The sequence below is a fragment of the Achromobacter dolens genome (assembly GCF_902859745.1).
Classification (GTDB): Bacteria; Pseudomonadota; Gammaproteobacteria; order Burkholderiales; family Burkholderiaceae_B; genus Achromobacter; species Achromobacter dolens.
Genome location: NZ_CADIJW010000049.1, coordinates 1 through 14044 on the forward strand (window position 1 = coordinate 1; position 14044 = coordinate 14044).

General features: G+C 67.7%; 15 protein-coding genes. 5 read left to right on the top strand and 10 right to left on the bottom strand.

Annotation, left to right across the window (positions count from 1 at the left end; all coding sequences use genetic code 11):
* The 4 genes from HV783_RS24100 to HV783_RS24115 form a co-directional block, all read left to right on the top strand.
* Nucleotides 1-1254, top strand: a 1254-nt coding sequence (locus HV783_RS24100; protein WP_175190019.1) for a lytic murein transglycosylase, incomplete at its 5' end; no start/stop codon positions are given.
* The gene (locus HV783_RS24105) at nucleotides 1251-1886 is read left to right on the top strand and encodes a class I SAM-dependent methyltransferase (RefSeq protein WP_054502010.1); all 636 of its coding nucleotides are present in this window, start codon (nucleotides 1251-1253) and stop codon (nucleotides 1884-1886) included. The genes HV783_RS24100 and HV783_RS24105, both read left to right, overlap by 4 nt.
* Nucleotides 1887-1977: 91 nt before the next feature.
* A complete protein-coding gene (locus tag HV783_RS24110) occupies nucleotides 1978-2553 on the top strand; it encodes a GNAT family N-acetyltransferase (protein ID WP_054502011.1) in 576 nt (191 codons plus the stop codon).
* Complete coding sequence (locus HV783_RS24115; protein ID WP_054502012.1) at nucleotides 2550-2756, top strand: oxidoreductase-like domain-containing protein; 207 nt, start codon at nucleotides 2550-2552, stop codon at nucleotides 2754-2756. The genes HV783_RS24110 and HV783_RS24115 overlap by 4 nt, the downstream gene beginning before the upstream one ends.
* Nucleotides 2757-2803: 47 nt before the next feature.
* Here HV783_RS24115 and HV783_RS24120 read toward each other — a convergent pair whose 3' ends face one another.
* From HV783_RS24120 to HV783_RS24165, 10 genes are all read right to left on the bottom strand, one after another.
* Nucleotides 2804-3106, bottom strand: coding sequence for a type II toxin-antitoxin system RelE/ParE family toxin (locus tag HV783_RS24120; protein WP_054502013.1), 303 nt, complete (start codon nucleotides 3104-3106; stop codon nucleotides 2804-2806).
* Nucleotides 3103-3390, bottom strand: coding sequence for a CopG family ribbon-helix-helix protein (locus HV783_RS24125; protein WP_054502014.1), 288 nt, complete (start codon nucleotides 3388-3390; stop codon nucleotides 3103-3105). The genes HV783_RS24120 and HV783_RS24125 overlap by 4 nt, the downstream gene beginning before the upstream one ends.
* A gap of 184 nt (nucleotides 3391-3574) precedes the next feature.
* Nucleotides 3575-4012: an acetyltransferase gene (locus tag HV783_RS24130; RefSeq protein ID WP_054415951.1), complete on the bottom strand. Its 438-nt coding sequence runs from the start codon at nucleotides 4010-4012 to the stop codon at nucleotides 3575-3577.
* A gap of 14 nt (nucleotides 4013-4026) precedes the next feature.
* Nucleotides 4027-5766, bottom strand: coding sequence for a M14 family metallopeptidase (locus HV783_RS24135; RefSeq protein ID WP_064527825.1), 1740 nt, complete (start codon nucleotides 5764-5766; stop codon nucleotides 4027-4029).
* A 57-nt stretch (nucleotides 5767-5823) separates the two neighbouring features.
* Nucleotides 5824-6690 carry an ABC transporter permease gene (locus HV783_RS24140; RefSeq protein ID WP_172999624.1) on the bottom strand — a complete coding sequence of 289 codons (867 nt, stop codon included), beginning with the start codon at nucleotides 6688-6690 and terminating at the stop codon, nucleotides 5824-5826.
* Between the two features lie 5 nt (nucleotides 6691-6695).
* On the bottom strand, nucleotides 6696-7619 hold the full coding sequence (locus tag HV783_RS24145; protein WP_006385014.1) for an ABC transporter permease: 924 nt from the start codon (nucleotides 7617-7619) through the stop codon (nucleotides 6696-6698).
* A gap of 182 nt (nucleotides 7620-7801) precedes the next feature.
* A complete protein-coding gene (locus HV783_RS24150; protein ID WP_020928525.1) occupies nucleotides 7802-9334 on the bottom strand; it encodes an ABC transporter substrate-binding protein in 1533 nt (510 codons plus the stop codon).
* Nucleotides 9335-9388: 54 nt separating this feature from the next.
* The gene (locus tag HV783_RS24155) at nucleotides 9389-11242 is read right to left on the bottom strand and encodes an ABC transporter ATP-binding protein (RefSeq protein WP_367646398.1); all 1854 of its coding nucleotides are present in this window, start codon (nucleotides 11240-11242) and stop codon (nucleotides 9389-9391) included.
* 9 nt (nucleotides 11243-11251) lie between these two features.
* On the bottom strand, nucleotides 11252-11764 hold the full coding sequence (locus tag HV783_RS24160; RefSeq protein ID WP_054415947.1) for a winged helix DNA-binding protein: 513 nt from the start codon (nucleotides 11762-11764) through the stop codon (nucleotides 11252-11254).
* Nucleotides 11765-11936: 172 nt separating this feature from the next.
* Nucleotides 11937-12425, bottom strand: coding sequence for an Lrp/AsnC family transcriptional regulator (locus HV783_RS24165; protein WP_116791767.1), 489 nt, complete (start codon nucleotides 12423-12425; stop codon nucleotides 11937-11939).
* A 122-nt stretch (nucleotides 12426-12547) separates the two neighbouring features.
* Here HV783_RS24165 and HV783_RS24170 point away from each other — a divergent pair, with 122 nt between their 5' ends.
* Nucleotides 12548-14023, top strand: coding sequence for an aminotransferase class V-fold PLP-dependent enzyme (locus HV783_RS24170; RefSeq protein ID WP_175190020.1), 1476 nt, complete (start codon nucleotides 12548-12550; stop codon nucleotides 14021-14023).
* Nucleotides 14024-14044: the final 21 nt, after the last annotated feature.

A 14044-nucleotide genomic window follows, 5' to 3' on the forward strand; every position in this document is an offset into this window, starting at 1 on the left:
GCCCATGCGCCTGCCGCGCCAGCCGCCACCGCCGCGCCCGCCGCGCCCGCCGCGACCGCCACCCCCGCCGCGCCCACGGTCATCATCCCGACCGAGCTCGACACCAAGGCGTGTATCGCCAAGCTGCGCAAGGGCGCCACCGCCAACGGCCTGACCCTGGCCGACTGGGATAAGTACACCGCCAAGGCCAAGCTGCTGCCCACCACCGTGGCGTCCGCCCAGGGCCAGCCCGAGGGCCGCGAAAGCTGGTGGGACTACATCGCCAAGACGGTTGACGACGAGCGCGTGGCCGATGGCCGCGCGGTGCTCGCCAAGTACGGCAAGCAACTGGGCGACATCAGCCAGCAGTACCAGGTGGATCCGGCCACGCTGGTCGCCATTTTCGGCATCGAGACCAACTACGGCCGCCAGGTCGGCAAGACCGACGTGCTCAACGCCTGGCTGACGCGCGCCTGCACCGAGAACAAGACGCTGTGGGAAAAGAACGCCTACGCCTCCGTGCGCCTGCTGCGCGACGGCGTGGTGCCGGCCGACAACTTCGTCGGCTCCTGGAGCGGCGCCTTCGGCATGACGCAGTTCATCCCCACCTCGTTCTACGAGCTGGCGGCGGACGGCGATGGCGACGGCAAGATCGATCTGTACAACTCGCTGCCCGACGCCCTGGCCTCGACCGCCAACCACCTGCGCAAGCGCCGCGCCAAGTGGACCCACGGCCTGCCGGCGGTGGTGGAGGTGCGCGTGCCGGCCGACGTGGCCGCCGCCATTCCGCCCGCGCCCGACGCCGAATACGTCGGCTCGCAGGACCGCCGCAGCATCGCGCAGTGGGCCCAGGCGGGCCTCAAGCAGGGCGACGGTTCCGCGCTCAAGCTGGCCAGCGGCAACGACCAGCAGGCCTACCTGTTCGCGCCCACCGGCGCCAAGGGCCCGGTGTTCCTGGCCACCGTCAATTTCGATGCGATCCTGCACTACAACCAGTCGCGCCGTTACGGGCTGGCGGTGGCGTTGCTGCTGAACCGCCTGCAGGGCGGCCCGGCGCTGGCCACGGCCTGGCCGACGGACGACCCCGGCCTGTCGCGCGCGCAGATCAAGGAAGTGCAGGAGATGCTCAACGCCCGCGGCTATGACGTCGGCACCGCCGATGGCATCCCCGGCGCCAAGACCCGCGACGCGGTGCGCGCCGAACAGGAAAAGCGCAACCTGCCGCAGGACGGCCGCGTCGGCAAGCGCATCTACGACGCGCTCAAGGCCAAATGAGCGCCGCCGATCCCGCGCAAACCGTCGACGGCAGCGGGGCCGTGGTCTCGGGCACCCAGGGTTACGGCGAAAACGCCGCGGCCCTGGCCGAGCAGTACGAGAGCATCGCTTTCGCGGATGTGCATCGCGACGTGGCGCACCTGATCCCGGCAACGCCGTCTCGCATCGCCGACATCGGCGCCGGTTCGGGCCGCGACGCCGCCGCGCTGGCCCGCATGGGCCACCAGGTGGTGGCGGCCGAGCCCACGCCCGAGCTGCGGCGCGAGGGCCAGCGGCGCCACGCGCTGCCCAACCTGGAATGGGTCGATGACGCCTTGCCCGAACTTGCAGGCCTGCAAGGGCGCGAATTCGACGTCATCATGCTGACCGCCGTCTGGATGCACCTGGACGCGGACGAGCGCGCCCGTGGCATGGCGGCGCTGGCGGCATTGCTGGCGCCCGGCGGCCAGATCCTGATGTCGCTGCGCCACGGCCCGGTGCCGCCCGGCCGCCGCATGTTCGACGTGTCGGCCGAGGAGACCATCGCGCTGGCGGCCGGGCATGGCCTGTCGGCGCATCACCTCGTCAGGCGCGAAGACATGCTGGACCGCGCCGACGTGCACTGGAGCTTCCTGGGCCTGCGGCGCGGCTAGCAGGGTGTGTCCACGGTGCGAGAGTGCGATGGCATGCAGGGGCGGGCATGGATATGATGCAAGGCACCGTGTGTGTCCATGCTTCGATATCATGCCGTCCGCCCTGCTGCCCGAATCCTTCGTCACCCAGCGCTTGCGCGCCGAGCGCATGTCGTCGACTCATCTGCCCTTCATCGCGGCCATGCACGCCGACGCCGCCCTGATGGCAACCATGGGCGGCACCCGAGACGCCACGGCCAGCCGGCGCTACGTCGAGCACAACATGCTGCATTGGGCCGAACATGGCTACGGCATGTACGTGCTGAGCGAGCGCGACAGCGGCGCGCTGGCCGGCCGAGCCGGCCTCAAGCTGGCGCTGTCGGGCAAGATCGAGCGGGTCGAGATCGCCTACGCGTTCATGCCCACCTGTTGGGGCCGGGGCCACGCCTCGGAAATCACCCGCGCCTTGCTGGCGCTGGGATTCGAACGCCTGCCGGTGGACGCGCTGAGCGCCGTGGCGATACAGGCCAACGCCGCGTCGCTGCGCGTGATGGAAAAATGCGGGATGCGCTGGATCGAGACCACCGGCGAAGGCGAGGCGCGCAAGCTGCGCTACGAGATCCGGCGCCAGCAATGGCGGGCGCTGGCGGACGAAGCGGCGCCGATCGGCGCTAACATGCGGTCATGAGTCCCGCGAATACCCCCGATACCCCGAATACCACTTCGCCCGCCGACGACGATCCGCCGCCCGTGCCGCCCGAGGCCCCCGCGCCCGAGGAGTGCTGCAACAGCGGCTGTATCCCCTGCGTCTACGACACCTACAACGAAGCCATGGACGAATACCGCGCCGCGCTCAAGGCGTGGCGGGCTCGGCATGGCGTGGCGGGGTAGGGGGCGGGCAACCGCCGTTTGGGCGCGGCTTTGCCGTACCGCGAGATTCAACGATTGCCCGGCGATGAATCCGGCGTTGGCCACTGCCGAGCCGCATGCAGCACACGCAGCATGCGCACCAGATCGTTCGTCACGTCGTAGATCAATAGATAGTTCGGGTGCGCCACCAGCTCCCGGGTGCCAGCGACACGGCCCGGGCGACCCAGGCCGGGATGATCGATCAGGCGTCCCGCCTGCTCTTCAAGCTGTTCATCAAGCGTCAGCGCCGCAACGGGGTTGTCCGCCTCGATGAAATCGTAGATCGCTTCCCGGTCCCGGATCGCTTCGGGCGTCCAGCGCAATGCCCTCACTTGGATGTTGCAATCCGGCGACGGGTCGCGGCGCGACGGGCCGCGAATTTGGTTTCGACCTCGGCGGCCGGCACCAGGCGGCCGGCGTTAGCGGAATCCAGGCCCGCTTGCACCTGGCGGCGGAACCAGGCGTCATGCTGGGCGGCTTCCTGTTGTTGCTGCACGTACTCCCGCATGAAGTCACGCAGAAGCTGTGCGCCGGTGCGGTCTCGGGCCTTGGCGGCCATGGCGAACTCGTTTTTCAAGGCTTCATCCACCCGAAAGGTAAAGGTAGCGTCGCTCATGGTGCGGTTCTCATGTGTTACACGATAAGTGCAGCGTAACACGCCCGTCCCGTGGCGCTTGCTGCGATCATTCGCCACCCCGGCGGGGAAAGCAACAGGGGACGCCATCAATTGGGTGATATATCGAGCACGCATATCGAACAGGCGCCCGTGCAGGCAGCGTAACTGCCTCCTCCCGTCCGCCTCAGCCCGCCAGCTTCATATGAATGATCGGCCGCGGCCGCCCCGCGGCGTCGGTTTCCGAACGGCCCACGTCTTCAAAGCCATAGTGCTTGTAGAACCCATGCGCCTGCGGATTCTGTTCATTGACGTCGACCCGCAGGCTGCCGTGCAGCGACAGCGCGAAATTCAGCAGGCGCCGCCCGGCGCCCTTGCCGCGCTTGTTGGCGTCGACGAACAGCATCTCGACCTTGTTGCCGTTCAGGCCCATGAAACCGGCGACCTCGCCGGCATCGTCCTCGCAGACCCAGACGCGCACCGACGGCAGGTAGGTGTTGAGCACCTGCGGGTACATGGCCTGGATTTCCTTTTCGGACAGGAACGTATGGGTGGCGCGCACCGAACGAAGCCAGATGTCCACCAGGGCGAGGTCGTCGCCGTGGTTGCGTTCTCGGATGTTCATGTCAGGAAGGGGCGTCAGTGTCCGGCGCGGTGGATGTCGGTCGCCGCCAGGACGGTTTCCATTTGCACAGTATGCGCGAAAACGAAGCGGTCCCCGTACACGGTTTCATCCGGAAACTCGGAGATCAGCGCCATCGGCAGCGCTTCCCGGTCGGTCTCCGTGACCTGCACGGGAATGCCGTTCAGCACATCGAATCCGGTTTCGAGCGCGTGGGCGTGGAATAGTTCAAGCTGGCGCGCGTTGAATTCCACCAGGCCGGGCACGTTGCGGGCCAGCCGCGCCGTCACGCCCTCGATCAGGCGGCGGGCGCGCTCGCGCCAGCCGGGGTGGTGGCGCAGCACCAGGAAGAAGCCCTTGGGAATGGTCCACAGCTCGAAATTGCGCGGCAGGTAGCCCGACAGGGGGCGGGTCCACTCATGGGCCGGGTAGCCGTGCAGGTTGATGTGCAACTGCGCGCCGCTGATGGCGTGGGCCTGGTGGCGCCCCTCGCGTTCGAAGAACGGCGCGTGTTCGCGGTAGGCGATGTCGTCGCCCAGCGCGCTGTAGCGCGAGGCGTGCAGCATGTGGCGCGGATGCTGTTCGCGCAGGCGGTTAAAGAGCGCGTAGCCGTCTGGATTCTCGGCGGCGATCAGCGCGAAGTGGGCGTCGCCGCGCGCCTTCAGCGCTTGCGCCGCGCGCAGCGCGCCGACCACGCCGGAGGTCTCGTTGGCATGCTGCGCGCCCGAGATGAAGACCGCCGGGCCCGGGCCGCGCAGATAGGTGCCCAGCACCGGGCGGCCCTGGCGCGACACGGCCTGGAAGGCGTCGCCGCCCAGCGCGGCCATGCAGCCGGCGATCTGCCCGGCCGCCAGCGGCTGGCGCAGCTCGGCCAGCGGCGCGTCCAGCGCCACGGGCGCCACCGGCGCCGGCGGCGCGAAGGGTTCCAGCGTCACCAGCACGCGCGCCGCGCCGTCGTGGCGGCGGATGTCGGGAATGATCTGGCCGGGCTGCAGGCCGCGGTCGCCGGAGGGACGGCCGGAGTGGTGCTGGAAGTGTTCCAGCAGCGTGAAGTACAGGTCTTCGTGCAGCGCCTCGAAGGTGCTGACGATTTCCTCGTCGACCGGCAGCGCGAAGTCCATGCCGGGCAGGTCGACGCGGATCTCCAGCCGGTCGAAATACGGCTCGTGCGCGCCCCAGGGATGGTTGCGCACCGTGTCGACGATGCTGCGAAAGGCCTGCTGGTATTCGGTGGCCTGGGCCGCGTCGGTCTGCATGGCGCCGTCGGCGTCGCGCACGCGCAGCCAGCCGGTGGGCGACAGTTCGGGCGTGCCGTCCTGCGCCTGGCCAAGCTGGTTGGGCGCGAACACGCGATCTTCACGGCGTCGGCCGTCGGCGTAGACGAGCGTGACGTCGTAGTGCAGGTCGGACGCGCCCGGCTTCATCGTCACGCGCACGCCTTGCAGCAGCGCCACCAGCGGATAGGCTTCGAGCGTGAAGCGCTTGGGCAGCGCGTGCTCATGCCGCGGATAGCGCAGGTCGACCGCCACCAGTCCGTCGCGCTCGACCTCTTCCAGGAAGTAGTGCAGCAGCGGCTTGTAGGCGCTGCGAAAGCGCGCCGTCACGCCGGCCTGCGCCAGCCGCGCCTCGGCCTCGCGGCGCGCATCGACGCCTTCGAACAGCCAGCCTTCCACCGCCGCGCCACGCCAGGCCGGGGCCTTGTAGGCATGGATCCAGGCGTCCAGCGTGCGGTCGAATGTCTTTTCCAGCAATGCCATCGTCAGTAGTCCTCAAGTGCCTGCCGGAGCAGGCCGCCCCAGGGCGGGGGCATACATTTACACCTTGCCGGTGGGATCCAGGCGATCGCGCAGCCAGTCGCCCAGCAGGTTCAGGCCCAGCACGGTCAGCATGATCGCCAGGCCGGGGAACACGCTCACCCACCACGCCGTCTGCATGTAGGTGCGGCCATCGGCCAGCATACCGCCCCAGCTCGGGATCATGGGATCCACGCCCAGGCCCAGGAAGGTCAGGCTGCTTTCCAGCAGGATGTTGTTGGCGACGTTCAGCGTCATCAGGATCACCAGCGGGCCCAGCAGGTTGGGCACGATGTGATGGCGGATCATGGCCAGGTCGCGCACGCCGAAGGCGCGCGCCGCCAGCACGAACTCGCGCTCGCGCAGCGCCAGCACCTGGGCCCGCACCAGGCGCGCGTACTGAACCCACTGCGAGATGATCATGAAGAAGATCACGTTGAACAGGCCGCCGCCGAGGATGGCGATGAAGGTGATGGCCACCAGGATGAACGGCAGCGCCAGTTGCACGTCGGCGAAGCGCATCACGATCATGTCCCAGAAGCCGCGGTAGTAGCCGGCGATCAGGCCCATGATGATGCCGAGCAGGGCGCCGCCCAGCACCGACGCGAAGCCCACCAGCAGCGAGATCTTGCCGCCGACGATGACGCGCGCCAGCACGTCGCGGCCCAGCGGGTCGGTGCCGAACAGGTGGGCGGCGCTGGTGAAGGGCGCCATCAGGCGGGCGGTCAGGTCCATGGACTCGCCGCCATCGGGAAACAGCCAGCCCGAGGCCAGCACCAGGACGATCATGACGCCGGTCAGCGCGGCGCCCAGCACGAATTCCAGCGAGCGGTAGCGGCTGCGCGGCTTGGCGGCCTTGGGAGCGGCGGGGGAAGTAGTCGTCTGCATGGGGCTCACCGCGTGCGGATACGGGGATCGACGATGCCGTAGGCGATGTCGACGATCAGGTTGACCAGGACGATGACGGCGGCCAGCACGGTGACCGTGCCTTGCAGCACCGGGTAGTCGCGGCCGGAGATGGCGTCGAACGCCAGCGTGCCCAGGCCGGGCCAGTTGAACACCATCTCGATGACGACGATGCCGCCGATCAGGCCGCCGAACTGCAGCCCCAGGTAGGTGATGAGGGGAATGGCGCAGTTGCGCAGCGCGTGCTTGTACAGCACGATGCGCTCCTTCAGGCCCTTGCTGCGCGCCACCATGATGTACTGGGCCGACAGCGTCTCCAGCATGGTGGTGCGCACCAGGCGGATGTTGGTGGCCGACAGGATGATGGCCATGGTCAGCGACGGCAGCACCAGGCTGGCCGGACCGCTCCAGCCCGACGGCGGCAGCAGCGGGAAGGTGATCGACAGCAGCAGCACCAGCATCAGCGCCAGCCAGAAGTTGGGGAACGACAGTCCCACCAGCGACAGGATGCGGATCGCCTGGTCGGTGGGCTTGCCGCGCTTGATGGCGGCCTGGATGCCCAGCGGCAGCGAAATCAGGATCGACGCGATCAGCGAGGTGAACGCCAGCATCAGCGTGGCCGGCAACGCGTCGCCGATCAGCTTGGCGACCGAGGTGCCGCCCATGAAGCTGCGGCCGAAGTCGCCGTGCAGCAGGCCCTGCATGTAGCTCAGGTATTGCTCGTGGAACGGCCGGTTCAGGCCCAGCGCCTGGCGGATGTTGGCCAGGTCCTGCTCGGTGACGCTGCCCGAGCCCTGGCTGAGCATCAGCGCGGGGTCGCCGGTCAGGCGCACGGCGTAGGAGACGAGCAGCGTCACGGCCACGATCACGAAGACCGCCTGCAACACGCGTTTAATCAGAAATCCGGTCATGAGGCTCCGCCAGGGCTTTCGCCCCGGCGAATCAGTAGGGTTAATGCGTCAAATGCTTCAAGTGCCACACAGACATCACGACGCCCAATCAGGCATCGCCCCTAAGCGGGATGCCGCGGATCCGGCTCCGCCGGTCCGCAGGCATGCCCCTGGGGGAAGGCGCGCAGCGCCTCGGGGGGGCTCTACTCCACGGTCGTATCGACGAACCGGAAGCGGATGTCGCCCGGCACTTCCAGGTTCTTCACGCGCTTGTTCACGCCGACGATGGTGTTCAGGCTGTACAGCGGCAGTTCCAGCGCCTGGTCGGCCACGTAGCCGGCGATCTCCTGCAGCATGGCTTCGCGCTTCTTCACGTCATAGACGGTGCGCTGCGCTTCCAGCATGGCGTTCAGCTTGGGATCGTTGTCGTATGGATTCCACTTCTGGCCCGAGTGGTACATCAGGTAGGCCGTGTTGTCGTAGTCGTAGGTCCAGCCGCCCCACTGGTTCTGCCACATCTCGCCGGTCTTGCCGCCGGGGATGATGTCGTTGAGCAGCACGCCGGTCTCATACGGCTTGATGGTGGCGCGCACGCCCACCGCCTGCAGATAGCCCGACACCGCCTGGGCCACTTCGCGGAAGTTCGAATCGCTGCCGCGCACGTCGATCTGCACCGTCGCGCCCGGCTTGATGCCGGCGCCGGCCAGCAGCTTCTTGGCTTCGGCGGGGTTGAAGGGCAGGGGCTTCTGCTCGGGGTTGTAGCCGAACGACTGCGGACCCTGGAAGCTGGCGATGGTCTTGGCCTGGCCCAGCAGCAGTTGCTTGACGATGGTGTCGCGGTCCACCGCCATGATCAGCGCGCGGCGCACGTCGCGGTTCTGGGTGATGCCGTTCTTGGTGTTGTAGCGCAGCGCGAAGGCCACCGGGCCGCCGGTCGAGATGACGTCGGCGTTGCCGGACTTCTTGACCGTCTCGATCAGGCCCAGCGGGATCAGCGTGGCGATGTCCACGCGCCCGGCCTGCAGTTCGGCGACCTGGGTGCCGGGTTCGCTGATGAAGCGGTAGACCACCTTGTCCAGCTTGGGCTTGCCGCCCCAGTAGTCGTCATTGCGCGCCAGGGTCACGTTGACCTTGGGCTGGTAGCTCTCGAACTTGAACGGGCCGGTGCCGACCGGGTGGGTGTTGAAGTTCTCCTCGCCCTTTTCCTGGATGTACTTGGGCGGCACGATCATGGCGCCGTAGCCGGCCAGCTTGGTCAGCAGCACGGGGTCGGGCTGCTTGAGGATGAAGTCGACGGTGTACTCGTCCACCACCTTGACCTCGCCGATCGAGTCGTAGTTCGACTTCTGCGGGCCCTTGGCGCCTTCCGCGCCCAGCAGGCGCTCGAACGTGAACTTGACGGCCTCGGCGTTGAACGGCTCGCCGTTGTGGAACTTGACGCCCTGGCGCAGCGTGAAGCGCAGGCGTTTGTTGTCGTCCAGGTATTCCCACTTGGTGGCCAGGCCCGGCTGCAGCTTCAGGTCGGCGCCGCGCATGGTCAGCCCGTCGTACAGGTTGCTGCCGACCGAACCCCAGAAGGTCACGAAGGTGTCGATCGGATCCCAACTGCCCGGATCCTGGTTGATGGCGACGTTGAGCGTGCCGGCGGCCTGGGCGGTCGACAGGACCGCGGGCAGCGCGCCGCCCAGCGCCAGGGCCAGGGCGGTGGCGGTGAAGGTTTTGCGTAGGGAGAGCATGTTCAACTCCAGGGACGGGAAATCGGCCGGGCCGACGTGTAGAAAACGGAAGGTTCAGGCGGCGCGGGCCACGCGGTGGCCGGGCGCGAATTCAACCAGGGGAATGATCGCCGGCTCGTCGCCCACGCGCCGCACCGGGCTGGGGATCTCGCCCTCGATCAGCGAGGTGTCGATGTGGCGGCCGGGCTCGGCCACCGGCACGGCGGCCAACAGCTTGCGGGTGTAGGCGTGCTGCGGCGATTCGAAGATCTGGCGGCGCGTGCCCAGCTCGACGATCTGGCCCAGGTACAGCACCGCCACGCGGTGGCTGACCTTCTCCACCACCGCCATGTCGTGGGTGATGAACAGGTACGACAGGCCGCGGTCTTTCTGCAGATCCATCAGCAGGTTCAGGATCTGCGCCTGGATCGACACATCCAGCGCCGACACCGATTCGTCGGCGATGATCAGCTTGGGGTCGCTGGCCAGGGCGCGCGCGATGCAGACGCGCTGGCGCTGGCCGCCCGAGAACTCGTGCGGATAGCGGCGCGCGTGCTCGGGTTTCAGGCCCACCTGTTCCAGCAGCTCGCCGACGCGGCGCGCGATGGCGGCCTCGTCGGTCAGCAGGCGGTGGGTGCGGATCGGCTCGGCGATGCTGAAGGCCACGGTCTTGCGCGGGTCCAGCGAGGCATACGGATCCTGGAAGATGTATTGGATCTCCTGGCGCAGGCGCTGGCGGCCGGTGGCGTCCATCGAGAAGATGTCCTGGCCGTTGTAGCGCACCGCGCCCGAGGTCGGCGCCACCAATTGCTGCAGGGTCTTGCCGATGGTCGATTTGCCGCTGCCCGATTCGCCCACCAGCGCCAGCGTTTCGCCGGGGTAGACGTCGAAGCTGACTTCTTCGACCGCGTGCACGCGGTGGGTGACGCGGCCGAACAGGTTGTGGCCGACGTCAAAGCGCGTGGTCAGTTTCTCGACGCGCAGCACCGGCTCGTCGTAGCGCGCCGTGTCCTGCTCGCGGGTCTCGCCGACTTCGCGCAGCGTTTCGCCTTCCAGCACCGTCTGCGGCGTGCGCAGCGGCAGGTCGCGGCCGGTCAGGCTGCCCAGGCGCGGCACGGCAGCCAGCAGGGCGCGGGTATAGGGATTCCTGGGCGCGCGGAAGATCTCTTCCACCGGGCCCTGCTCGACCTTCCTGCCGCGCAGCATCACCACCACGTCGTCGGCCATCTCGGCCACCACGCCCATGTCGTGGGTGATGAAGATCACGGCGGTGCCCAGGTCGCGCTGCAGTTCGCGGATGGTGTTCAGGATCTGCGCCTGGATGGTCACGTCCAGTGCGGTGGTCGGTTCGTCGGCGATCAGCAGGCGGGGCTGGCACGACAGCGCCATCGCGATCATCACGCGCTGGCGCATGCCGCCCGACAACTGGTGCGGGTAGCGGTCCAGCAGTTGTTCGGCGTCCGGCAGGCGCACCTTCTCCAGCAGCGCGCGCGCCGCCTTGCGGGCGGCCGAGCGCGACAACTGCTGGTGCAGCATGATGGCCTCGACGATCTGGTCGCCGATGGTGAACACCGGGTTCAGCGAGGTCATCGGTTCCTGGAAGATCATGGCAATGTCGTTGCCGCGGATCGCGCGCATCTGCTCGTCGGACGCGGCGGTCAGGTCGACCTCGCGGTCGGCGCCGTCGCGGAACAGGATCTTGCCGGTGGCGATGCGGCCGTTGTTGTAGTCCGTCAGCCGCATGATGGCCATGGACGTCACCGACTTGCCCGAGCCGGACTCGCCGACGATGGCCAGCGTCTTGCCCGGCCGCACGTCGAAGTCCAGGTTCTCGACGGCGCGGAACACGCCGTTTTCGGTATTGAAATCCACCGAGACGCCGCGCACGGAGAGCAGCGGCTGGGCGGAGGAGGCGGGAAGGCTAGACAACGTGGATTCTCACAGCGAGGTGGCGGCGCGGGCGGCCTGGTCGTACAGGCCCGACAGGGCGCGCAGGGTATTGGCCAACTGGTGGCTGGCATCGTCCGCGGCGGGGGAGTCGATGAAGGGTTTCACCAGGCATTGCTCGCGCACTTCGGCGTAGCGCTGGATCGCGGCGGCGCCGGCATCGGTAGTGGTGTAGATCACTTCCTTGCCGGTCTTGGCGCTTTGCACCACGCCCAGCCGCTCCAGCTTCTTGAGCGAATAGTTCACCAGGTGGGTGTCTTCGACATTGAGCGTGAAGCAGATGTCCGCCAGTTTCTTGCCGCGGCCGCGATGGAACACGTGGTTCAGCACCAGGATGTCCAGCGAGGTCAGCTCGGGCAGCCCGGCACAGGCCATGCAGCGGACCATCCAGCGATTGAAGGCGTGCGAGGCGATGATCAGGCCGAACTCCACCTCGGACAGCTCCGGGGCGGACGAGGCGAGATGGGAGGAGGAAACAATGGCGTCCCGGACGGAAACAGGCATGGGAGGCAGATGGGGACGGATCGACAACAAAACGTTGGCGAATTATTGACGATTTGTGGATATGCAGGCATCCGGGATAACCCGTGGATATAAGCGGTCCCCGGGGTTCATGACCACAAGTTATTCCCGCGGCGGCGTCGTGGCCGCCGTCGCGATCTGACGCGAAGCCTCGCTATGCCGCGCCCGCCGATTCCTGCAACAGCCCCAGGTCGGGCGGGCGGTTCTCGATGATGGCTTCCATGCTGAAAAAGCCCGTCACGGTGGACAGTTCGAAGTCGGTGATGAGCTTCTGGTAGAAGCGGTCGTACCCGGCGATGCCGCGGCAGACCACCTGGATCAGGTAGTCCCAGTCGCCGCCGATGCGGTAGAAGCCGGTCACTTCGGGCAGGCGTTCCACGTGCTTGCGGAAGCCGTCGGCCCATTCCTTGGCGTGATGGCTGGTGCGGATCATGACGAACACCGTCAGGTCCAGCCCGAGTTCGGCCAGGTTCACCTCGGCGCGGGTGCCGCGGATGATGCCGCAGGCATTCAGCCGCTGCAGTCGGCGCCAGCAGGCGTTCTGCGACAGGCCGACCCGGTCGGCCAGCTCGCGCTGCGACAGCGAGCCTTCGCGTTGCAGGCAGGAAATGATATTCAGATCAAACTTGTCAATTTTTTCCATGAATTCGATCAGATGATCTATTTTCAGAGATTTTAAGGAAAATTTAGGTGAGGTTTCAAAATTCCTTCCATCGTATGATATTCCGATAATTTTCCTGCCAGCCGTTTCATCGAATCCGCACCATGTCTACCCAAGCGACCCCGGCCGTCACAGGGCCGTTGCGCCAGTTCCAGCAATCCCTGCAATCCCCCGACATCATCGCCAGCCTGGCCGACGGCCTGATCGGCAAGGACGCCGTCATCGAAGGCCCCTTTGGCCTCAAGCCGCTGGTCTACGCCGACTACGTCGCCTCGGGCCGCGCGCTCATGCAGGTCGAGCGCTTCGTCCTGGAACACGTGCTGCCGTATTACGCCAATTCGCACACCGAGGCCTCGTTCTGCGGCGGCTTCATCACGCGCCTGCGGCGCGAGGCGCGCGCCGTGGTCGGCCGCTGCTGCGGCGCGGACGACGAACACGCCGTGATCTTCTCCGGCTCGGGCGCCACCATGGGCATCAACCGCCTGGTGCACCTGTTCGGCGTGCCGGCCGCGCTGGCGGCGGGGCGCAAGGTGCGGGTCGTCATCGGCCCCTACGAGCATCATTCCAACATCCTGCCGTGGCGCGAATGCGGCGCCGACATCGTCGTGCTGGCGGAAAGCCCGCAGGGCGGCCCGGATCTGGGCGAACTCGACGCCGCGCTGCGGGCCCCGGACGGCACGCTGGTCATCTGCGCGCTGTCGGCCGCCTCCAACGTCACCGGCATCGTCGCCGACGTCGAGGCGATCACCCGCCGCGTGAAGCGCGCCGGCGCCCGGATGATCTGGGACTACGCCGGCGGCGCGCCGTACCTGGACATCCGCATGACGCCCGCGGCCGATGCCCCGATCGACGCCATCGTGTTCTCGCCGCACAAGTTCATCGGCGGGCCCGGCGCGTCCGGCATCCTGATCGTGCGCCGCGACGCGGTCGTGCCGACCACGCCGACCTTCCCGGGCGGGGGCACCGTCAAGTTCGTATCGCCCAGCCACCACGACTACAGCGCCAGCCTGGAAGCGCGCGAAGAGGCCGGCACCCCCAACGTGGTCGGCGACATCCGCGCCGCGCTGGTGCTGCTGGTCAAGGAAGCGCTGGGCGCCGACCTGATGGCGCGGCGCAACGCCGCCTTCGTGCGGCGCGCGCTGGCGCGCTGGCAGGGCGATCCCCGCCTGGAACTGCTGGGGTCGCTGAGCGCGCCGAGACTGCCGATCTTCTCCTTCCGCGTGCGCAACGGCCAGGGCGGCTACGTGCACCAGCAACTGGTCACGCGCATGCTGAGCGACCGCTTCGGCATCCAGGCCCGCGGCGGCTGCGCCTGCGCCGGGCCTTACGTGCACAACCTGCTGGAGATCGACGAGGCCGAATCGGCGCGCATGCGCCAGGCCATCCTCGATGGCCGCGAAATCGAAAAGCCGGGCTTTGTCCGCCTGAATTTCAGCGTGCTGCTGTCCGAGGCCAAGGCCGACTTCATCCTGGATTCGGTGCTGGCGCTGGCCGCCGACGCTACCGAGTTCGAAGACCGCTACGACTTCGATCCCGCTCGCGCCATCTTCTTCCCGCGGCCCGCCTCGGCGGTGGCCTGACGCGGCTGGCGGCCACGCATC